The 20,524-nt window shown below is 71.0% G+C and carries 15 protein-coding genes, 1 tRNA gene and 1 pseudogene; 7 read left to right on the top strand and 10 right to left on the bottom strand.

Going from position 1 to position 20,524, the window contains the following annotated elements; all coding sequences use genetic code 11:
* Nucleotides 1-60 precede the first annotated feature (60 nt).
* The 4 genes and pseudogenes from ABZ396_RS08775 to ABZ396_RS08790 form a co-directional block, all read right to left on the bottom strand.
* Nucleotides 61-1,041 (bottom strand): ribose-phosphate diphosphokinase, encoded by a 981-nt coding sequence (locus tag ABZ396_RS08775; RefSeq protein ID WP_358924777.1) that lies wholly within the window; start codon nt 1,039-1,041, stop codon nt 61-63.
* A 145-nt stretch (nt 1,042-1,186) separates the two neighbouring features.
* Entirely contained in the window at nt 1,187-2,635 is a 1,449-nt protein-coding gene (gene glmU / locus ABZ396_RS08780; RefSeq protein WP_358924778.1) for a bifunctional UDP-N-acetylglucosamine diphosphorylase/glucosamine-1-phosphate N-acetyltransferase GlmU, read from the bottom strand.
* Nucleotides 2,636-2,756: 121 nt separating this feature from the next.
* Nucleotides 2,757-2,831: transfer RNA gene (locus ABZ396_RS08785), tRNA-Gln, on the bottom strand.
* Nucleotides 2,832-2,853: 22 nt separating this feature from the next.
* A pseudogene (locus ABZ396_RS08790) lies at nt 2,854-3,713 on the bottom strand (hypothetical protein).
* A 166-nt stretch (nt 3,714-3,879) separates the two neighbouring features.
* Here ABZ396_RS08790 and ABZ396_RS08795 point away from each other — a divergent pair.
* Nucleotides 3,880-5,187 (top strand): histidine kinase, encoded by a 1,308-nt coding sequence (locus tag ABZ396_RS08795; RefSeq protein ID WP_358924779.1) that lies wholly within the window; start codon nt 3,880-3,882, stop codon nt 5,185-5,187.
* A 70-nt stretch (nt 5,188-5,257) separates the two neighbouring features.
* On the opposite strand, the gene ABZ396_RS08800 is transcribed toward ABZ396_RS08795, so the two are convergent.
* Nucleotides 5,258-5,755 carry an SUKH-3 domain-containing protein gene (locus tag ABZ396_RS08800; protein ID WP_358924780.1) on the bottom strand — a complete coding sequence of 166 codons (498 nt, stop codon included), beginning with the start codon at nt 5,753-5,755 and terminating at the stop codon, nt 5,258-5,260.
* Between the two features lie 168 nt (nt 5,756-5,923).
* Nucleotides 5,924-6,463 carry a YwqJ-related putative deaminase gene (locus tag ABZ396_RS08805; RefSeq protein WP_358924782.1) on the bottom strand — a complete coding sequence of 180 codons (540 nt, stop codon included), beginning with the start codon at nt 6,461-6,463 and terminating at the stop codon, nt 5,924-5,926.
* 298 nt (nt 6,464-6,761) lie between these two features.
* On the opposite strand from ABZ396_RS08805, the gene ABZ396_RS08810 reads away from it, so the two are divergent.
* The 3 genes from ABZ396_RS08810 to ABZ396_RS08820 all read left to right on the top strand — a co-directional run bounded on the left by ABZ396_RS08810 (nt 6,762) and on the right by ABZ396_RS08820 (nt 12,014).
* Entirely contained in the window at nt 6,762-7,778 is a 1,017-nt protein-coding gene (locus ABZ396_RS08810; protein ID WP_358924784.1) for an SMI1/KNR4 family protein, read from the top strand.
* 8 nt (nt 7,779-7,786) lie between these two features.
* Complete coding sequence (locus ABZ396_RS08815) at nt 7,787-10,849, top strand: SUKH-4 family immunity protein (RefSeq protein WP_359184171.1); 3,063 nt, start codon at nt 7,787-7,789, stop codon at nt 10,847-10,849.
* A 277-nt stretch (nt 10,850-11,126) separates the two neighbouring features.
* Nucleotides 11,127-12,014, top strand: a complete 888-nt coding sequence (locus tag ABZ396_RS08820) for a cellulose-binding protein (protein ID WP_358925036.1) — start codon at nt 11,127-11,129, stop codon at nt 12,012-12,014.
* 40 nt (nt 12,015-12,054) lie between these two features.
* Here the strand turns inward: ABZ396_RS08820 and ABZ396_RS08825 are convergent, their stop codons facing one another.
* From ABZ396_RS08825 to ABZ396_RS08835, 3 genes are all read right to left on the bottom strand, one after another.
* Nucleotides 12,055-13,671, bottom strand: coding sequence for a cation acetate symporter (locus ABZ396_RS08825; RefSeq protein WP_358925034.1), 1,617 nt, complete (start codon nt 13,669-13,671; stop codon nt 12,055-12,057).
* Nucleotides 13,668-14,078, bottom strand: a complete 411-nt coding sequence (locus tag ABZ396_RS08830) for a DUF485 domain-containing protein (RefSeq protein ID WP_358925032.1) — start codon at nt 14,076-14,078, stop codon at nt 13,668-13,670. The genes ABZ396_RS08825 and ABZ396_RS08830 overlap by 4 nt, the downstream gene beginning before the upstream one ends.
* A gap of 224 nt (nt 14,079-14,302) precedes the next feature.
* Nucleotides 14,303-15,796 (bottom strand): MFS transporter, encoded by a 1,494-nt coding sequence (locus tag ABZ396_RS08835; protein ID WP_358925030.1) that lies wholly within the window; start codon nt 15,794-15,796, stop codon nt 14,303-14,305.
* A gap of 446 nt (nt 15,797-16,242) precedes the next feature.
* Between ABZ396_RS08835 and ABZ396_RS08840 the strand changes: the two genes are divergently transcribed.
* Both ABZ396_RS08840 and ABZ396_RS08845 read left to right on the top strand, forming a co-directional pair.
* The gene (locus ABZ396_RS08840) at nt 16,243-17,031 is read left to right on the top strand and encodes an ABC transporter ATP-binding protein (RefSeq protein ID WP_358925029.1); all 789 of its coding nucleotides are present in this window, start codon (nt 16,243-16,245) and stop codon (nt 17,029-17,031) included.
* Nucleotides 17,028-19,607: an FtsX-like permease family protein gene (locus ABZ396_RS08845; protein WP_358925027.1), complete on the top strand. Its 2,580-nt coding sequence runs from the start codon at nt 17,028-17,030 to the stop codon at nt 19,605-19,607. Before ABZ396_RS08840 ends, ABZ396_RS08845 begins: the two co-directional genes overlap by 4 nt.
* Nucleotides 19,608-19,697: 90 nt before the next feature.
* Here the strand turns inward: ABZ396_RS08845 and ABZ396_RS08850 are convergent, their stop codons facing one another.
* Nucleotides 19,698-20,120 (bottom strand): RidA family protein, encoded by a 423-nt coding sequence (locus ABZ396_RS08850; RefSeq protein WP_358925040.1) that lies wholly within the window; start codon nt 20,118-20,120, stop codon nt 19,698-19,700.
* On the opposite strand from ABZ396_RS08850, the gene ABZ396_RS08855 reads away from it, so the two are divergent.
* Nucleotides 20,106-20,486 (top strand): helix-turn-helix domain-containing protein, encoded by a 381-nt coding sequence (locus tag ABZ396_RS08855; RefSeq protein WP_358925025.1) that lies wholly within the window; start codon nt 20,106-20,108, stop codon nt 20,484-20,486. The genes ABZ396_RS08850 and ABZ396_RS08855 overlap by 15 nt on opposite strands.
* Nucleotides 20,487-20,524 lie beyond the last annotated feature (38 nt).

Genomic DNA, 20,524 nt, shown 5'->3' on the forward strand with positions numbered 1-20,524 from the left:
CCAAAAGGATCTTCAGCGGCTGTGCAGAAACCTCACTGCATGATCCTTATGGTGCGCCGCTCACTGCTCGTCGAAGAGACTCGTCACCGAACCGTCCTCGAATACCTCACGCACCGCACTCGCGATCGTCGGCGCGACCGACAACACCGTGATCTTGTCCAGATCCCGGCTCAGCTCGCCCGGCGTCGGCAGCGTGTTCGTCAGCACGAACTCACTCACCCGAGAGTTCTTCAACCGATCCGCCGCCGGACCCGACAGCACACCGTGCGTCGCCGTCACGATCACGTCCTCCGCACCATGCGCGAACAACGCGTCCGCCGCCGCACAGATCGTGCCACCCGTGTCGATCATGTCGTCGACCAGCACACACACCCGGCCCTTGACCTCACCCACGACCTCATGGACGGTCACCTGGTTCGCCACGTCCTTGTCCCGGCGCTTGTGCACGATGGCCAACGGCGCACCGAGTCGGTCGCACCAGCGGTCCGCCACCCGCACCCGACCGGCGTCCGGAGACACCACCGTCAGCTTGTTCCGGTCCACCTTCCGCCCCACGTAGTCAGCCAGCATCGGCAGCGCGAACAGATGATCCACCGGACCGTCGAAGAACCCCTGGATCTGGTCCGTGTGCAGATCCATGGTCAGAATCCGGTCCGCACCCGCCGTCTTCATCAGATCGGCGATCAGCCGCGCCGAAATGGGTTCACGACCCCGGTGCTTCTTGTCCTGCCGCGCGTAACCGTAGAACGGCACAATCACCGTGATGGAACGCGCCGACGCGCGCTTCAGCGCGTCGATCATGATCAACTGCTCCATGATCCACTGATTGATCGGAGCCGTGTGGCTCTGGATCACGAAGCAGTCAGCACCACGCGCCGACTCCTGGTAACGGACGTAGATCTCACCGTTCGCGAAGTCGAAGGCCTTCGTCGGGACAACCCCGACACCCAGCTCGTGGGCGACCTCCTCGGCAAGCTCGGGGTGGGCGCGCCCGGAGAAGAACATCAACTTCTTCTCGCCGGTCGTCTTGATCCCGGTCACAGCACTGTCTCCTCAGAGGTGTCTCAGCCGTACAGCTGGCTGGATGTCCAGCGACCTCTGCGCCGGGCGCCGGAGGCCGAAACAGCTGGTTAGGTGCGGGTGTGCACTTATCACGGTACGACGTCTTCGGCGCACCCGTTTCCGGTCAGTCCTCGCTCACGCCCTGCCGGGAAGCCGCCTCCGCGGCCTTCGCCGCCGCACTCCCCGGACGCTTCCGGGCCACCCAGCCCTCGATATTCCGCTGCTGACCCCGGGCCACAGCCAGCGAACCGGGCGGAACATCCTTCGTGATCACAGACCCGGCAGCGGTGTACGCACCGTCCCCGACCGTGACAGGCGCCACAAACATGTTGTCCGAACCCGTCTTGCAGTGCGACCCCACCGTCGTGTGGTGCTTGTTCTCGCCGTCGTAGTTCACGAACACACTCGCCGCACCGATGTTCGTGTACTCACCGATCGTCGCGTCGCCGACATAGGACAGATGCGGGACCTTGGTCCCCTCCCCGATGGAGGCGTTCTTGGTCTCCACATACGTGCCGATCTTGCCCTTCGCCCCCAGCCGCGTCCCCGGCCGCAGATAGGCATACGGTCCCACCGTCGCGTTCGCACCGACACGAGCCGAATCGGACACCGTGTTGTCCAGGCGCGCCCCGGCGCCGACCCGGGTGTCCTTCAGCCGGCAGTTCGGCCCGACCTCGGCACCCTCACCGAGATGCGTGGCCCCCTGCAACTGCGTCCCCGGGTGGACGACGACATCCCGCTCGAAGGTGACCGTCACGTCGACCCACGTGGTCGCCGGATCCACCACCGTCACACCCTCCAGCATCGCCCGCTCCAGCAAGCGGTCGTTGAGGATCCGGCGGGCCTCCGCCAGCTGCACCCGGTTGTTGATCCCGGCGATCTCCCGGTGATCGGCGGCCACCGACGCACCGACCCGGTGCCCGGCCCCACGCAGGATCCCCAGCACATCCGTCAGGTACTCCTCGCCCTGACTGTTGTCCGTCCGCACCTTCCCCAGCGCGTCCGCGAGCAACTGCCCGTCGAACGCGAACACACCCGAGTTGATCTCCCGGATCGCCCGCTGCGAGTCGGAGGCGTCCTTGTGCTCGACGATGGCCGTGACGGCGCCGGACGCGCCGTCGCGCACGATACGGCCGTAACCGGCCGCGTCCGGGACCTCGGCGGTCAGCACGGTCACGGCGTTGCCGTCGGCGTGATGCGTCTCGGCAAGCCGTGCGAGGGTCCCACCGGTGAGCAGCGGGGTGTCCCCGCACACGACCACGACGGTCCCGTCGACCGCGCCGCCCAACTCCTCCAGCGCCATCCGCACGGCGTGCCCGGTGCCGTTCTGCTGCTCCTGCACGGCCGTACGGACGGTGGGGTCGACCTCACCGAGATGCGCGCTGACCTGCTCACGGGCGTGCCCGACGACGACGACCAGGTTCTCGGGGTCCAACTCCCGGGAGGCGGCGAGCACATGGCCCACCAGGGAACGGCCACAGATCTCGTGCAGGACCTTGGGTGTGGCCGACTTCATACGGGTGCCCTCACCCGCTGCGAGAACGACGACGGCTGCCGGGCGAATGGCGCTCACGGAGTTGCCCTTCGGCTTTTTGGGATGAGTGGGGGGTGACATCCGCAGGATACCGGGGCGTTTCGTGGGGGAGATGGGAGCGGGCCCTGAGGGGGTTCACCGGTCAGGGCCCGAATCGGTGTGGCTCCCCCGCCAGGACTCGAACCCGGACAGATGGCACCAAAAGCCACAGTGCTGCCAATTACACCACGGGGGACTATATCGACTAAACCGGACATTTAGTCAGGCCGTCGAATGGCGCCTCCTACTATGCCGTACCAGGTGCCTTCCACGCGACGATACAAGTCGGCGCTCTTGAGGAGATAGACGGTCAGGCAGCCTCGATACGCCTCCGAGGTGTTCTTGCGGCTTGTCGTCGGGTTGTGCTTCTTGAGAGTGACCTTCTGGAATTCTGAAGGCTTCACGCCCGCCAGACCGGCCCAGAACTCTTCGGCGGCCGACACGTTGGCAGACTCGTGGATGCTCACCCGGAAGCGCAGACGCTCTCGCTCCACGCCGAGCATGCTCAGCCAGCGTAGGTAGAAGCTGATCACGTTCGGGTCGCTGTTGATGAACTGCAGTCTCTCGCGACGGTTGTACGACTTGTCCTTGGCGCCCTCTGCCCAGTAGAGGACCACCCCTGCCAGAAACACCTCACGGTCGGACAGCTCGCCGACTGCCTGTTCAGCGGTCGCCTTGGTGTGCCGGCGTTCCTTCTCACGGCGTTGCAGGGTGGCCTCCCAGCCTCGCCTGGCGATCACCGAAGCCTCCTCGGGCATGCGTTTGCGCTCCGGCGTCGGCAGATCCCGGACCCACAGTGAGATCGAGCTCTTCGAGCACCCCAGTTCCACCTGGATCTGGTCGTACGTCCACCCCTTGAGCCGTAGCTCCCGTGCCCTGTCCCTCCGGTCGTCCTTCGCGTTCGGGCGCTTCGTCCACTCCGGGGGTGCTCGCCCTCCAGGAGACGGTTGAGGATGTCGTTGTTGTCGATGTGCAGTCGGTCGCGGATCTGGCGTCGGCTGAGTCCCGTCCGCCGTAATGCCACCGCCTGCTCCCGCAGCCCGTCGAAGTCCTGGTATTTGCCGTGTGGCTGTGCCATGGGCATACCGTCCGGGTGGAATGGTCGGTTCCGCGGTCGAACGGGCATGGTTCAGCAGTTCGAGGGATACCGGTGGGTTTCGGTGTTGTTCGGTTACGGACGGTGGTGTGGGTCAGTAGACGAAACTCACCGGAAAAGCCCACCCCCGCGCCCGTAGGCTGGACGCATGACCACGACGGGGGCAGACCGCACGAGGGCCTTGGCAGGGCCGTGGTGGTGGTCGCGGTGGCGTAGTGCGGTTATGGACGGGGCGCTCGCCCTGGTGTCGGCGCTGGAGTGCGGCGCCGAGGGGATCCCGTTCGCGCGGGACGCGGGGGTTCCGGCGTCGGCCGGGATCGTGTTCGGTCTGCTGGCCGGTTCGGTGCTGTTGCTGCGGAGAAAGTGGCCGATCGCCGTCGTACTCGTGTCGATCGCGATCACGCCCGCCCAGATGGGCTTCCTGATGGGCATCGTCGGCCTGTACACCCTCGCCGCGGCCGAGGTGCCGCGGCGAATCATCGTGGCGTTGTCGGGGATGACGCTGGTGGGGACGTTGATCGTGACGTTCGTGCGGGTGCGGCAGGGCATGGCGCGCGGGGATCTGACGCTGGGGAACTGGTTCGTTCCGTTCGCTGCGCTGGCGACCTCGCTCGGGCTGACCGCGCCCCCGGTGCTGCTGGGCTTGTACGTGGGTGCGCGGCGGCGGCTGATGGAGAGCCTGCGGGAGCGGGCGGACAGCCTGGAGCGGGAGCTTCAGCTGCTGGCGGAGCGGGCGGAGGAGCGTGCCGAGTGGGCGCGCGGTGAGGAGCGGACGCGGATCGCGCGGGAGATGCATGACGTGGTCGCGCATCGGGTGAGCCTGATGGTGGTGCATGCGGCGGCGTTGCAGGCGGTGGCGCGGAAGGATCCGGAGAAGGCGGTGAGGAACGCGGCGCTGGTGGGGGACATGGGGCGCCAGGCGTTGACGGAGCTGCGGGAGATGCTGGGGGTGCTGCGCTCCGGGGACGGCGTTCGGCGTCGTACGGGGTCGGCGTCCGTGCCGTTGGCCGCGGTGAGGGTGGCGGCCGCGGCGGCGGCTTCGCGGGTGGCCGAGGAGGAGGGGCCGTATCTGTCGGAGCTGGAGGAGTTGATCGGGCAGTCGGCGGCGGCGGGGATGGTGGTGGATCTGTCGGTGGAGGGGGATGTGCGGTCGTATGCGGTGGAGGTGGAGCAGACGGCGTACCGGGTGGTGCAGGAGGCGTTGACGAACGTCCACAAGCATGCGGCGGGCGCCAAGACGTATGTGCGGCTGGCGCATCGGGTGGCGGAGATCGCGATGCAGGTGGAGAACGAGCCACCGCCGGAGCCGGCGTCGGCGGCGTCGGCGGGCTTGCCGTCGGGTGGGAACGGTCTGGTGGGGATGCGTGAGCGGGTGCTGGGGCTGGGCGGGGTGTTTGTGTCGGGGCCGACGGACGCGGGCGGGTTTCGCGTGTCGGCGGTGATTCCGGCGGCGTGAGCGGTTGCTGGGTGTGGGTGCCTGGGGGGTGTGGGTGCCTGGGTGCGGGGCCTGGGGGTGTGGGTTTCGGTCAGGCCTGGGCGGTGAGGCGCTGGGGTTCTACGCCTGCGATGAGGGTGGTGAGGGCGTGGTCGATGTCGGGGCCTACGTACCAGTCGCCCGTGTGGTCGAGGGTGTAGACGCGGCCTTCGGTGTCGATGGCCAGGAGGGAGCGGGTCTCGGTCTCCTCGCCCAGGGGGCAGACCTCGGTGTCGAGGGCGCGGCCGAGGTCGCCGAGGGTGCGGGCGAGGTGGAGGCCGTGGAGGGGGTCGAGGTGGAGGGTGGCGGGGGCGATCTGGCGGCCGGGTCCGGTGGGGTTGACGTGCAGGCCGCCGAATTCGGCCCAGGCCTCTACGGCCGCGGGGAAGACGGTGTGCCGGTGTCCGGCGGGTGAGGTGTGCGCGCGGAGGGCGTCGGCCCAGACCTCGGCCTGTCTTATGTCCCAGCGTCCGGGTTGCCAGCCGGCGGCGCGCAGGGCTGCGTCGACGGGCACGGAGAAGCGGGTGGTGGAGGTGCGGTCGGGGTGCATCTGCCCTTCGTTCGTGTGTGGTGCGGGTGCGGGTGCGGGTGCGGGTGCGGGTGCGGGTGCGGGTGCGGGTGCCGGTGGCGGTGGCGGTGGCGGTGCGGGTGCGGCTGTGGTGTGTTGCGTGCCGCGTGCCGCGTGCTGCGGAGGGTGGTGCGGGGGTCGGGGTGCGCGTCAGTCGTCGGTGGCGGTGGGGTCGACGATGCGGACGCCGAAGTGGGCGGTGAGGGCGGCGCAGGCCCGGCAGGGGGCGGCGAAGCTGCCGTGCAGGGGGTCGCCGTCCTCGCGTATGCGGCGGGCGGTGAGTTTGGCCTGCTTGAGGGCTTTTCGGGCTTCACCGTTGGTCATGGGTTTGCGGGCGGCGCGTTTGCTGCGGGCGCTGTCGGCGGCGCTGATGTGCCGCGAGATGAGGATGGCTTCGGCGCAGCGGCCGGTGAAGCGGTCGCGTTGCCCGCTGGGGAGGGTGTCGAGGAACTCCTGGACCAGCGGGTGCAGCGGGGGCGGCTGGTCGCCGCGGGCGGCGGTGCCGGTGAGTGTGGCGCCGCGGACGGAGAGGGCGGCGGCGACGGTGGGCAGGATCCCGTCGCGGCGGTGCCGGAGGGTGGGAGCGGGAGATATTTCGGTGCTGCTCCAGCCGATGCGGGGGTCGCCGCTGGTGGCGCCGTGGGCGGCGCCGGACATGGCGGTGTGCGGTCCCGTCTGTGTGGCGTTCATGATCGTCTTCCCCTCCCGGGCATCCCCCGAAAGTCACAGACTGCCAAATCCCGTGGCTGGTGCGGAAGCTGGAGCGGTGCGACACGCCCGGGTTTGGGCAGGCTGTCACGGCAGGGTGACGGCTGGTCACGGAAGCGGAGGGCCGGTGACCGGGGTTCGCGTACCGCATAGGCTGTCGGCACCGCGATGGGCGCGGTCGACGCGTCTGCGACGTGGGAGAGACAGCCGGATACGGGCCATGGCACGCCTTTGGGGTGTGGTTGCGGTTCGTACTGAGTGCCGCAGGGGGGCAACCGTCATGACGACAGGTCGGCTCGGGCTGGGGGCACCGCCCAGCCGCCAGGCCGGGGGAGAAGCCGCGCCGCCGAACGCGGCCTATGCCGGGCAGGTCGTGCACTTCCCGGATCCGGTCCGGTCGGCACGTCACCCGAGAGGGGTACGTGTCGACGAGCGTGGTTACCCTGAGTTCTCGCCCTATGCGCGCGCGGCGGCGGAGATCGCGGATCCGCCGGAGGGTTTCGGCGTCGACGAGTTGCGGCTGACGGACTATGTGTCGGCGAACGCGGTGCTGTCCGCTTCGGGCCATGACTTGTGGGACACGGTGCCGGCGGTGGCGACACCGCACGGCTGGACGTGGCATCACGTGGCGGGGTCGCGGCGGCTGGAGCTGGTTCCGGTCGAGGTGAAGGCGCTGCTGCGGCACCACGGTGGGGTGGCGACGGCGCGGGTGGACCAGGGCAAGCGGGGGACGCGGCCCTTGCAGGAGACGCGTCCGGCGCATGTCGGGCTGCCGAAATCGGGTGTGGCGGTGTCGGAGTCACAGGTGCAGGGGGTCGAGGAGGACCTGGGGTACCGGCTGCCGGGTGCGTACCGTTCCTTTCTGAAGGCGGCGGGCGGGTGTGCGCCGGTGGGTACGGCGCTGGACGCCGAGCTCGGTCTGCTGCTGGACCAGCCGTTCTTCACGGTCCGCGACGAGGCGGCGGTGAACGATCTCGTGTACGTCAACAAGTGCCTGCGTGACCATCTGACCAAGGACTACCTGGGCGTGTGTTTCGTGCAGGGCGGTCTGCTGGCGGTGAAGGTGAAGGGCGACCGGCTGGGTTCGGTGTGGTTCTGCGCGTACGACGATGTGCGCGACGTGGATCCGTCGTGGTCGCCGGCCGAGCGGGTGGAGCGGCTGCTGCTGCCGTGCGGAGAGGACTTCGACGTCTTCCTGTCGCGGCTGGCGGGTTCTCCGCCGGAGCTGGAGACGGTGGCGAACCTGATGGCGGACGGCGGTTTCGCGCGTGCCGTCTCTGTTGGCTCGGGGGAGTGAGTTTCGGCATGGTGACGTTCGCTCAGGCGCAGGAGCGCGCGGAGGAGTGGATCAACGGGGACGTGCCCGCGTATCAGCACCGTGAGGTGCGGGTGCGGGAGTTCGGCCTCGGGTTCGTGGTGTGGGGCGAGGACCGTGCGGAGGGTCCGCGTTCGGACGCGGGCGGGCAGCGGCTGGTCATCGCCCGGGACAGTGGCGATGCGACGCTGTGGCCGGCGCTGCCGGTGGGCGAGGTGATCCGCCGGTACGAGGAGGAGTACGGCCGTGAGGCGGAGGTCGCCGACGCGGTGCCGGCGCCTGCGGCGCGGGTGGACCTGAACCAGACCTCGTTCCTGTTGAGCCCGCCCGAGTGGCTCCAGGAGGCGGCGGACAAGCTGGGTATTCCGGACAGGCGGCCAGGGGGTGACGGGGCGTCGGCCGGGGAGTCCGGTGCGGGATCCGGTGGGGGGTCAGGTGTGGGTTTCGGTGTGGAGCCTAGGGCGGGGGCCGGCGTGGGCTCCGGTACGGGGCCCGATGTGGGTTCCGGTGTGGGCTTCGGGGGGCTTGCGGAGACTCAGGCGGGGGTGCCGGCGGCTGCCGGTGGCGTAGGAGTGGGCGCGGGGGCGTCTGGCGGGGCGCAGGGTGCGCCGAGTGCGCCGGGCGCACCCAACGTGCCTGCCGGCGCGACTCCTTGGGCGGGCACCGACACGAACGCCGACGCCGGTGAAGACCGTTCTGTGCCGTTGCCCGCGACGGTGTTCGCGCCGCCGCTGAGCGACTCCGACGAGGGTGCGCTGGGCGACGCCGAGACGGCGCTGATGGCGGGGGGCAGCCCGCTGCCGCGCACGGCGGTGTCTCCGGCGCTCGACGACGCGAGTGCGCCGGGGCTGGGTGCGCAGGGTGGTGCGCCGGGGGCGCCTGGGGTCGTTGGTGCGCCGGGCGTGCTGGGTGCGGCCGGGGTGCACGGTGCGGCCTCCACGCCCGGCGTGACGCAGGGCAGCACGCCCCCGCCGCCTCCGCAGGGCGCCCCGACGTACGGCTATCCGCAGGGACCGGCAGCTCCGGGCACGCCCCCGCCGGGCGCGCCTGTCAGTCCGCCGGCGCCTGCGGCTCCGCCCGCGCCCTCTTACGGCTACCAGGAGGGTCCCGGCGCCCAGAGTTACGGCTACCCGCAGGCGCCGGCCGGAGCTCCAGGCGCGCCCCGGCCTCCGGCGGGTCCGGCCATTCCGGGCCGCCCGTTGGCGCCGAACGCCGGTGACATAGCGGACGCCGCGACGAGCAGGGCCGCGCCTCCTCCTCGCAGGGCGCGCGGTGCGGCCGATGCGCCGCCTCCGCCGCCGGGCGCCCCGGGAACGCCGGGCGCACGCCCCGGGGGCACGGCTCAGCCGCCCGCGCCGAGTGCGCCGGCGGGCGGGTACGTGCCGACGCAGATGGTGTCGGCGTTGGGGCCTGGTGGGCCTGCGGGTCCGGCGGGTCCGGGTGCGGTGCACGCGCCGGGCGCGCCGGCTCCGCAGGGCGCCCCCAACCCGCCCGGCGCGCCGGGTACTCCGGGTGGCACGCCCCCCGGCGATGTCCATCGTTCGGCCACGGTGCTGGCCGATCCGAGCGCGATGGGAGGGGGCGCGCCTCGGTCTCCGGGCGCCCCCGGCATGCAGGGTGCGCCAGGCGCCCCGGGTATGCCGAACCCGCCCGGCGCTCCAGGAGCACCAGGCGCCCCGGGCGTACCCCCTGCGCCCGGCGCACCACCGCCGCCGCGCGCCCCGGGTGCACCTTTCGCGCCGGGCGTCCCGCAAGCGCCGGGCGCTCCGAGCGCCCCTGGCGCGCCGCAGCCGCCCGGCGCCCCCGGCGTGCCTCCCGCACCCGGTGCGCAGGGCTCTGCCGGTGGTGCGCGAGGGGCGGTTCACCACGCGGAGACCGTGCTGGCCGCGCCTCCGGTGGGCGCCCCGGGCGCACCGCTGCCTCCGCCCGCCCTCGGCGTACCCGCGGCACCGGGCGCCCCCGGCATACCGCCGGGCGCCCCGCAAATGCCGCCGCAGATGCCGCCCGGTGCGATGCCGCCGCCCGGCCAGCCCCTGCCGGGGCAGCAGCCGCCGGCCTACGGCTACCCGCAACAGGGTCAGCCGACGGTGGGCCCCGGCTACCAGGCGGTGCTGCGCTACCGCGCGCAGGACGGTTCGGAGCAGCAGCTGATCCGGCGTTCGGCGCCGGGGACGCCGCACCCGGAGTGGCAGATCTACCACGAGCTCCGGGCGATGAACGTGCCGCCCGACCAGGTGCTGGAGCTGCACACGGAGCTGGAGCCATGCGAGCTGCCGGGTGCCTACTGCGCGCGGATGATCCGGGAGCAGTGGCCGCAGGCGCGGCTCGCGAGTATCGCGCCGTACGGGACGGATCACGCGAGCCGGCAGCAGGGGATGCGGCAGTTGCTGGCGCATCAGGGTGAACTGCACCAGGTGGCGGCGGGTCCGGTGCGGCCCGCGCCGGTACGGGCGCCGTTGCCGCAGGTGCACGCGGCGCCGCCGATCCCGCCGGAGGGGATCGCGCAGGAGCTGGGGGCGGCGTTCGGGCCGGGAGTGTTCCGGTTCGAGCAGGCGGCGGTGTCGCGGCAGGGAGTGCCGCCGATCGTGGCGCACACGCTGGTCGCGGCGGGCCTGCCGCTGGACATGGGGCCTTTCTTCTGGGCGCAGGCCCAGCCGGGCCGTCCGGTGCCGACGCTGGCGGAGCTGGCGCAGGAGCGCGGGGTGCAGTCGGCTCCGGACGCCGGGTCGTACCTCGTGATGGGCACCGACTTCGGCAAGGCGATCTGTGTGCAGTACGGCACCGCGAACATCGTGGCCGTGCCCGTGGAGGCGGGGCCGGGCGGGGCGTCCGTGCCGCCGCAGTTCGTCAATACCGGGCTGCCGGAGTTCGCGCGCTGCCTGGCGCTGCTGGGCCGGATGTGGCGGCTCAGGTTCGGTCTGAACCAGGAGCAGGCGGCCCGCTGGACCGTCGATTTCCAGGCCCAGCTGGCCTCCCTGGACCCGGCGGCGCTCGGTTCGCCGGAGAGCTGGTGGTCGGTGCTGCTGGAGCAGATGTGGGACGGCCTGTTGTAGCGCGGCGGTAGGAACGACCGGTGGGGGCCGGTCCGGTCGGGTGACCGGACCGGCCCCCACGCGCGTGTGCGCGCATTCGCCCGCACGTGTGTGTCGTGCCCCTCTCCCGTGTGTGTGCCCGCGGCTCTGCCTGCCCCCTCGCGGGCCCGGGTGCGACGTGCGGTGCTCCGGCCGTGACATGTCTGCGGAGTGTCGCGTTATGAACACTTACGCCCGATCCATCAAGATGTGCGCGAAATCATCATTTCGTGCGGGTCAGGCGGAGAGGGGTTCCAGGGTGAGCAGCGCACCGATGTCGCCGTACGACTTCGTGACCGTCCGGGGGCGTGGTTACCGCCCCGAGCAGGTCGACACCTTCCTGGCGGCGCTCTCGCAGGACCGGGACGCCGCGTGGGAGCGTGCCGCGCGGCTCACCGTGCTCGCCAAGGACATGGAGGCGGAGGCCGCGCGGATGAGTGAGGTCGTCGAGCAACTCCCGCCCCAGACGTACGAGACGCTCGGGGACCGCGCGCAGCGTGTGTTCCGGCTCGTGCTGGAGGAGGCGGCGGCCGTACGCGACAACGCCCGGCGCGCTCTGACCGACGGGGTGGTGCAGGCGGAGGCGTGCGCCGAGAACGCGCGCTGTGCGGCGCAGGAGGAGGCGGACGCGCTCCGCGCGGACACCGAGGAACGCGCCCGCCAGTTGCTTCTCGCAGCGCGCGCCGAGGCCGACGAGATCCGCATCGGCGCCCGGCTGGAGGTGAAGGAGATGCGCGGTGAGGCCCTCGCGGCGTTGCGCGAGGTGGCACAGCGCACCACCGGGATGCTCGCCGAGCAGGCCAAGGAGCACGCCGAGCGCTGGGCCGAGGCGGAGCGCGAGGAGGTCGCGCGCGCCGCCGCGGTCGAGGCCGACACCGCCGAACGCATCGCCCGCGCGGAGGCCGCCCTGTCCGAGGCGAAGCGTGCCCTGGGCGAGGCCGAGGAGTGGGAGCACCGTTCCCAGGAGGCGGCACGGGTGCGTGCCGCCGAGATTCTCGCGGAGGCCCGGGTCCGGGAGGAGCGCATCGCGCGGGAGACCGAGCGGGTGCTGCGCGAGCACGGGGAGACCTGGGACAATGTACAGGCGCACATGGACCACATGCGCGACAGCCTCATCTCCCTGACGGGGCGTGCGGCGGCCGAATAGCGCCCTCGCCGCGCCGCCCCCAGCGCACCATCCGCTCCGTTCAAGCCCCCGGCTCCCGGCTCCCGGCGCCCGCGAGGATCCGGCCCTCCACCGCCTCGTACTGCCGTCGCTGTTCCGCCGCTCCGCGCCGGCCGGAGGCGACGGTCCCCAGCCATCCGAGGAAGAAGCCGGCCGGGATGGAGACGATGCCGGTGGTGGTGAAGGGGAACCAGTTGACGTCGGCGTGCGGGAAGGCGGAACCCGGTGAGCCGGAGACCAGGTTCGTGCCCGGCATCAGGAGGAGCACGGTGAGGGTGCCGCCGAGGAGGGTGCACATCAGGCCGGTGCGGGTGTAGCGGCGCCAGAAGAGGCCGTAGACCAGGGCGGGGGCGAGGGCGGAGGCGCCGAGGCAGAAGGAGAGGGCGGCCAGGGGCTGCAGGCTGTGGTGCTGGACCAGGGTCGCCAGGAGGATCGTGGGGATTCCTATGGCGAGCGCGCAGACGCGGGCGAGGTTCATCTCGCGGCGGGCCGGTGTTTCCTGGGCGCGGGACGCGAAGACGTCGTGGGCGAGGGAGTTGGCGCAGGCGAGGATCATGCCGGCGACGGAGGCGAGCAGGGTGAGGAAGATCGCCGTGGTGACGGTGGTGAAGAGCAGGGTCCCCGCCGTCGACACCTCGGTTCCGAACGCCGCGCGGGAGCCCAGCAGATAGGCGGTGTTGCCCTGCGGGTCGGCGGCGGTGATGGCGGTGCGGCCGACCAGGGCGGTGGCGCCGAAGCCGACGACGCTGATGATCAGGACGAACAGGGCGACGCTGGACACGGCCCAGGACATCGAGCGGCGGACCTGGCGGGCGCCGGCGGCGGTGTACATGCGCATGGTGATGTGCGGCAGGCAGGCGCCGCCGAGGACAATGGTCAGCTCCGAACTGATCATGTCCAGGCGGGGGTTGGGGCCTGCGGCGAACTGGAGGCCGGAGTGCAGGTAGGCAGTTCCGGCGCCGCTGCCCCGGGCCGCCGCCGTGAGCAGGGCGCCGGGGTCCCAGTGGAAGCGGTGCAGGATCAGCAGGGCGACCACCGTGCCGGAACCGAGCAGCACCACGATTTTCAGGATCTGGATGAGGGCGGTGCCTTTCATGCCGCCGATGGCCGCGTAGCTGATCATCAGGGCGCCGAGTCCGATGACGAAGCCGGTCTGTACGGACTCGTCGGAGAAGCCGAGGATGAAGGCCATCAGCTGGCCGGCGCCGGCGAGTTGGACCAGCATCATCGGCAGCAGGGCGGCGATGGTCACCGCGCAGGCCGTGATCCGTACGCACCGGCCGGGCATCCGGCGGGCCAGCGCGTCGCCCATGGTGAAACGGCCCGCGTTGCGCAGCGGTTCGGCCAGCAGGAACATCAGCAGCATCAGCGACAGTGCCGTGCTGAGGGCGAGGACGACGCCGTCGTAGCCGCACAGGGCGATCACGCCGCCGGTGCCGAGGACGCTGGCCGCGGAGATGTAGTCCCCGGCGATGGCCAGGCCGTTGCGCAGCGGGGAGAGGGAGCCGTAGCCGGTGTAGAACGCGTCGAGGTCGTCGCGGTCCGGGCCGGTCAGCACGCACAGCAGGAGGATGAGCGTGGCGACGGCGGTGAAGGCGACCAGGGACATGGACTGGGCGGAGTCGCTGAAGCCGGTCACCGCACGGCTCCTCGCCTGGCGTCCAGTTCCGCCGTTCTGCGGATGCGGTCGGCGAGCGGGTCGACACGGCGGCGCGCGGTGTGCTCGTACAGGGCGATCGCCAGCCAGGTGACGGGCAGTTGGAGGAGGGCGAGGAGCAGGCCGACGGGTACGCCGTCGGCGACCGTGCTGGTCATCACTCGCGGGGCGAACGCGGACAGCACCAGGAACGCGGTGAAGTAGCCGAGCGCGGTGAGGGCCGCGGTGCGCCGCTGGAGGCGGTAGGCGCCGCGCAGCACCCGCAGGTCGCTGTGGTGGCCGACCGGCGCCCGGTGCGGAACATGACGGGGCTCGGGCTGCTCCGGCGGCAGCGGCTGCCAGGGGTAGGTGAGGTATGACGGCTCGCGCTGGGAAGGGTCGTGGGACATCCCGGTGCTCCTTGCGTGGCTCGGGTCCGTGGCGGCGGACCGCAGGGAGAGGAGGGAGCGGGGTCACGCACCCTACTCGCAAGTAGCCGGGGCTCGCGGGGTTTTCCGTCAACTGGCCGACCGGTATGCGCTTACTGGGGGAGAGCGCGCCTGACCTCGGGTGTTACCCGCGTTAACCCGGGGCGGGAGTTGTCGTTGAGGACCCGCGTCAACGCAGGGACGGGTCAGTCCTTGAGCACCGGGAAGCGTCGCGGTGCCACGAACAGCAGTACCAGGAAGGCCAGTGCCGCCGCGCACGCCGCTCCGAAGTACACCGCGTGGACCGCGTCCGCGATCGCGTGGCGGGTGGACTCGGGGGCGGTTCCGTCGTCCAGGGCGCGCGTGACGGAGTCGAGGTCGCCCGTGTCGCCCAGATGGGCCGCGAGGACTGCGTTGGCGATCGCGCCGAACACGGAGGCGCCGATCGTCTGCCCGGTCTGCCGGCAGAAGAGCACCGACGCGGTCGTCGTGCCCCGCTCCTCCCAGCCCACCGTCGACTGCACGCCGACGATCAGCGGGAGTTGGAACAGACCGAGCGCCCCGCCCAGCACGAGCATGAGCAGCGTCGGCTGCCAGGCGGAGCCGGGGTAGGGCAGGAAGGGGAAGGCGAACAGGATCAGCGTGGCCGTGCCGATGCCGAGCACCGCGGTGTCGCGGAAGCCGATGCGCCGGTACACGTGCTGGCTCAACGCGGCCGCGATCGGCCAGCTCAGCGTCCACACCGACAGTACGAATCCGGCGGCCACCGGCGCGAGGCCGAGGACCGACTGCGCGTAAGTGGGAAGAAACACGGTCGGTGCGACCATCAGCAGACCCAGCGCACCGAGCGCGAGGTTGACGGCGGCGATCGTACGGCGGCGCCATACCCAGCCCGGGATGATAGGTTCCGCGGCCCGGCGCTCGATCCACATCACCAGCCCCACCAGCGCTAGCCCGGTGGTGAACAGTGCGCACGACGGCGCGGACCACCATGCCCACGCCACCCCGCCCTGCACGAGCGCCGTCAGCAGCACGCCCCCGCACGCGAAGACCGCCAGCGCGCCTGCCCAGTCCACCCGCGGGGGCGTGCGCGGCGCGCGCTCCGGCTCGTGCAGATGACGCGCTATCAGCCAGAGCGCTGCCGCGCCGATCGGCAGATTGACGAGGAAGATCCACCGCCAGTCCGCGTATGTGGCCAGCACCCCGCCGAGCCCCGGCCCGGCGACCGCGGAGACCGCCCACACCGTGGACAGCTTGGACTGGATCTTCGGGCGCTCCTTGAGCGGGTACAGGTCGGCCGCCAGGGTCTGCACGGTGCCCTGCAGCGCGCCCCCGCCGAGGCCCTGCACGATCCGGAACGCGATCAGCGCGGCCATGTTCCAGGCGACCGCGCACAGCAGCGACCCCAGCAGGAACACCACGGCCCCCGCGACCAGCACCGGCTTGCGGCCGAAGGTGTCGGAGAGCTTGCCGTACACCGGCAGCGTCACCGTCACGGCCAGCAGATAGCCGGAGAACAGCCAGGAGAAGACCGAGAAGCCGCCGAGGTCGCCGACGATCTGCGGTACGGCGGTGGAGACGACGGTGGAGTCGAGCGCGGCCAGCGCCATCGCGAGCATCAGGGCGGCCACCACGGCTGCCCGCCGGCCCGTCCCGGCATCGCGCCCGGCCGCGCGTACCGCGGGTTTGGTGTTCTCCACTCCGGATCCCCTCCCTATCCGTTCCCCATGCATCTATGTCGTGTGCGACAGCTTCCCATCCGCCCTGGCCTGGCGGGAGTGCGCCTCCACTTGACCCTCACGCGAGGAGAGGGTGGAGGCTGGCTGCGCCGAAGGGTGGAGCCGGACCCGGAGAAGGGCTCCACCCGGCGGTGGACTTCCCCTAGGGGGTTCTCCGTACTGCGGCTCCGGGAGGGTTCGTACCGCCGGAGGAGGAGACGGCACCCCTGCTGTCCCTAACCTGGCTTCAGGCCGCCGGGGGGCGGTTGACCGAACCGGCGGGGGTGGGGTTTTCCCCCGGGAAAGACGGGGCTTCGCACCAGCGCGGAGCAACCCCGCGCACCGCGAGACTCATCGTCGTACCGATCGCTTCGCAGCAAGGCGCGGCATCGCGCCGCCCATTCGCTGACCGACTTAGGAGACATACCGTGACATCGGCTGTGACCATTCCCAGGCACGGGGGTACTGGAGGGCGTACGGCCGTTGCCGCGCGGGCGCGGCAGGTCGTCAAGGCGTACGGGTCCGGGGAGACCCGTGTCGTCGCCCTCGACCACGTCGACGTGGACATCGCGCGGGGGCAGTTCACCGCGATCATGGGCCCCTCGGGGTCCGGGAAGTCCACCCTGATGCACTGCCTCGCCGGGCTCGACACCGTGACGAGCGGTCAGATCTACCTGGACGACACCGAGATCACCGGCCTGAAGGACAAGAAGCTCACCAAGCTGCGCCGGGACCGGATCGGGTTCATCTTCCAGGCGTTCAACCTGCTGCCGACGCTGAACGCGCTGGAGAACATCACGCTCCCCATGGACATCGCCGGGCGCAAGCCCGACCGGGAGTGGCTGGGGCGCGTGGTGGACACCGTGGGGCTCGCGGGGCGGCTCAAGCACCGTCCCGCGCAGCTCTCGGGCGGTCAGCAGCAGCGCGTGGCCGTGGCGCGCGCCCTCGCCGCGCGCCCCGAGATCATCTTCGGTGACGAGCCGACCGGAAACCTCGACTCCCGCGCGGGCGCGGAGGTTCTCGGCTTCCTGCGGCGCTCGGTCGACGAACTCGGCCAGACCATCGTCATGGTGACGCACGACCCGGTGGCGGCCTCGTACGCGGACCGGGTGCTGTATCTCGCCGACGGCCGGATCGTCGACGAGATGTTCAAGCCGACCGCGGAGACCGTCCTGGACCGGATGAAGGACTTCGACGCGCGGGGGCGTACGTCATGACCGTCGCGAAGACCTCGATGCGCAACTTCTTCGCGCACAAGGGGCGGATGGCCCTGTCGGCGATCGCCGTGCTGCTGTCGGTGGCGTTCGTGTGCGGCACGCTGGTGTTCACCGACACGATGAACACGACGTTCGACAAGCTGTTCGCGGCGACCTCCTCCGATGTGACGGTCAGCGCCAAGGGCGCCTCCGACACCGGTCAGACGACCTCCGACAACGGCAGGCCGCCCGTCATGCCGGCCTCGGTGGTCACCGAAGTCCGTGCGGCGGACGGCGTCAAGGCGGCCGAGGGGACGGTCTTCTCGACGTCCGTGACCGTCGTCGACGCCAAGAAGGACAGCCTGTCGCCGTCCAGCGGCGCCCCGACCATCGTCGGCAGCTGGAACTCCAACGACGCCCGCACCATGAAGATCACCTCCGGTGCGGCGCCGAAGAACTCCGGCCAGGTCATGGTGGACGCCGACACCGCCGACAAGCACCACCTCACGCTCGGTGACGAACTCGCCGTGATCAGCGCGGTCGGCACCCACACCGCGAAGATCTCCGGCATCGCCGGCTTCACCGTCACCAACCCCGGTGCCGCGGTCTTCTACCTGGACACCAGGACCGCGCAGCGGACGCTCGTCGGGCGGACCGGTGTGTTCACCAACGTCAACGTGACGGCCGCGCAGGGGGTGACCGACGCACAGCTGAAGAAGAACGTGGTCGCCGGACTCGGCGCCCGCTACAAGGTGCAGACGGCCAAGGAGACCGCCGACGCCAACCAGAAGGACGTCGCGAGCTTCATGGACGTCATGAAGTACGCGATGCTCGGCTTCGCCGGGATCGCCTTCCTCGTCGGAATCTTCCTGATCATCAACACCTTCTCGATGCTGGTCGCCCAGCGCACCCGCGAGATCGGCCTGATGCGGGCCATCGGCTCGAGCCGCCGCCAGGTCAACGGCTCCGTGCTCCTGGAGGCCCTGCTGCTCGGCGTGGTCGGCTCGGTCCTCGGGGTCGGCGCGGGCGTCGGCATCGCGGTCGGCCTGATGAAACTCATGGGCTCGATGGGCATGCACCTGTCGACCAGCGATCTGACGGTCGCCTGGACCACCCCGGTGGCCGGCGTGCTCCTCGGCGTCGTCGTCACGGTCCTCGCCGCCTACCTGCCCGCCCGGCGGGCCGGCAAGGTCTCCCCGATGGCCGCGCTGCGCGACGCGGGCGCCCCCACCGACGCCCGGGCCGGACTCGTACGCGCCCTGCTGGGCCTGCTGCTGACCGCCGGCGGCGGCTACGGCCTCTACCTGGCCTCGGCCACCGACAAGGCGTCGCAGGGCGCCGCCTGGCTGTGCCTGGGCATCGTGCTCTCGCTGATCGGGTTCGTCGTCATCGGCCCGCTGCTCGCGAGCGGTGTCGTACGGGTCCTGGGTGCCGTCCTGCTGCGGATGTTCGGCCCCGTCGGACGCATGGCCGAACGCAACGCGCTGCGCAACCCGCGCCGTACCGGTGCTACGGGCGCCGCCCTGATGATCGGCCTGGCGCTGGTCGCCTGTCTCTCGGTGGTCGGCTCCTCCATGGTCGCCTCCGCGACCGACCAGCTCGACAAGACCGTCGGCACGGACTTCATCATCCAGTCCGACGGCGGCCAGCGGATCACCCCGCAGGCGGTCAGGGCCATCAAGGACGCCCCGGGGCTCGCCCGGGTCACCGAGTACCGGGTCACCCAGGCCGACTACACCACCCCCGACGGCAAGACGCTGAAGGCCACCGACATCACGGCGGCCGACCCGACGTACGCGACCGACCTGCGCACCAAGACCGTCGCCGGAAACCTCGAGGACGCCTACCTGCCGGACTCGATGTCCGTGCACGAGAAGTTCGCCGAGGCGCACGGCATCCACCTCGGGTCGAAGATCTCCGTCAGGTTCAAGGAGGGCGGCACCGCCCGTCTGACGGTCCGGGCGATCACCAGCAGCGACGGCCTCATCGACGCCGGAGCGAAGTACACGTCGATCGCCACGCTCGCCAAGTACGTGCCGGCCGACAAGATGCCGCTCGACGACCTGGTCTTCGCCACCGCCGCGGACGGCCGGCAGGACAGCGCGTACAAGTCGCTCAAGAGCGCGCTGCACGACTACCCGCAGTACACCGTGCGCGACCAGACCGACTACAAGGACGCGCTGAAGAACCAGATCGGCCAGCTGCTGAACCTGATCTACGGCCTGCTGGCGCTGGCGATCATCGTCGCGGTCCTCGGTGTCGTGAACACCCTGGCGCTCTCGGTGGTCGAGCGGACGAGGGAGATCGGCCTGATGCGGGCCATCGGCCTCTCCCGCCGTCAGCTGCGCCGCATGATCCGCATGGAATCCGTGGTCATCGCCCTCTTCGGTGCCCTGCTGGGCCTGGGGCTGGGCATGGGCTGGGGCGCCACCGCCCAGAAGCTGCTCGCCCTGCAGGGCCTGAAGGTCCTGGAGATCCCCTGGCCGACGATCATCGGGGTCTTCATCGGCTCGGCCTTCGTGGGCCTGTTCGCCGCCCTGATCCCGGCGTTCCGCGCGGGCCGTATGAACGTCCTGAACGCGATCGCCACCGACTGACCGGCCACCGCACACGGGGGAAAGTCCGGCGCCGAGGAGCCACGGGGGTCTTCTCGGCGCCGGACGCATGCCCGGGAGAGGGCAACCGGATCAGTCGAGTACGGCCATGGCCTCGATCTCGACCAGATGCTCGGGCACATCCAGCGCCGCGACGCCGATCAGCGTGGCCGGCGGGACCGGGCTGACCCCCAGTGCCGTGGCCGCCCGCGAGATCCCCGCCAGCAGTTCGGGCATCTTGTCCGGCGTCCAGTCGACGACGTAGAAGGTCAGCTTCGCCACGTCGTCGAAGGAACCGCCGGCCTCGGCCAGGGCGGTGCCGATGTTGACGTAGCACTGCTCGACCTGTGTGGCGAGGTCGCCTTCGCCGACCGTGACTCCCTTGGCGTCCCAGGCGACCTGCCCGGCGACGAAGACCAGCTTCGAACCGGACGCGACCGACACCTGCCGGTAGACGTCGATCTCGGGCAGTCCGCCCGGGTTTAGTGGCTGGCGAACCCGATGGTTACCAAGCAGTTCAATGGATTGACCGAGGACGCCGATCTCAGGCGCGCGGACTCCCTGGCGCGGGAGATCTTCTCGGACGTCGCCAACAAGTGGGCGCTTCTGATCATCGAGGCGCTCGGCGAGGGCACCCTGCGCTTCTGCGAGCTGCGCAACGCGGTCGAGGGCATCAGCCACAAGATGCTCACGCAGAACCTGCGCATGCTGGAGCGCAACGGCCTGGCCGAGCGGACCGTCCACCCGACCGTCCCGCCCCGGGTCGAGTACACCCTCACCGAGGCGGGCCGCGGGCTGCGTGCCACGGTCGACGGGATGTGCGACTGGACCCGCCGGTATCTGGGCCACATCGAGGCCGCCAGGCAGCGCTTCGAAGAATGACGCCCGCAAACGCCGGGCGGGGCGCCGAGCGGTTCGAG

Origin of the sequence: Streptomyces sp. NPDC005866 (genome assembly GCF_040629895.1) — a bacterium.
In the GTDB taxonomy this organism is placed as follows: domain Bacteria; phylum Actinomycetota; class Actinomycetes; order Streptomycetales; family Streptomycetaceae; genus Streptomyces.

Bases quoted from the DNA above. Each gene is read 5' to 3' on its own strand.
- ABZ396_RS08800 (WP_358924780.1), bottom strand. From the start codon at position 5,755: ATGCACCCCGACCGCACCTCCACCACCCGCTTCTCCGTGCCCGTCGAC.
- ABZ396_RS08795 (WP_358924779.1), top strand. From the start codon at position 3,880: ATGACCACGACGGGGGCAGACCGCACGAGGGCCTTGGCAGGGCCGTGG.
- ABZ396_RS08830 (WP_358925032.1), bottom strand. From the start codon at position 14,078: ATGTCCCACGACCCTTCCCAGCGCGAGCCGTCATACCTCACCTACCCC.
- ABZ396_RS08845 (WP_358925027.1), top strand. From the start codon at position 17,028: ATGACCGTCGCGAAGACCTCGATGCGCAACTTCTTCGCGCACAAGGGG.
- ABZ396_RS08805 (WP_358924782.1), bottom strand. From the start codon at position 6,463: ATGAACGCCACACAGACGGGACCGCACACCGCCATGTCCGGCGCCGCC.
- ABZ396_RS08815 (WP_359184171.1), top strand. From the start codon at position 7,787: ATGGTGACGTTCGCTCAGGCGCAGGAGCGCGCGGAGGAGTGGATCAAC.
- ABZ396_RS08855 (WP_358925025.1), top strand. From the start codon at position 20,106: ATGGTTACCAAGCAGTTCAATGGATTGACCGAGGACGCCGATCTCAGG.
- ABZ396_RS08810 (WP_358924784.1), top strand. From the start codon at position 6,762: ATGACGACAGGTCGGCTCGGGCTGGGGGCACCGCCCAGCCGCCAGGCC.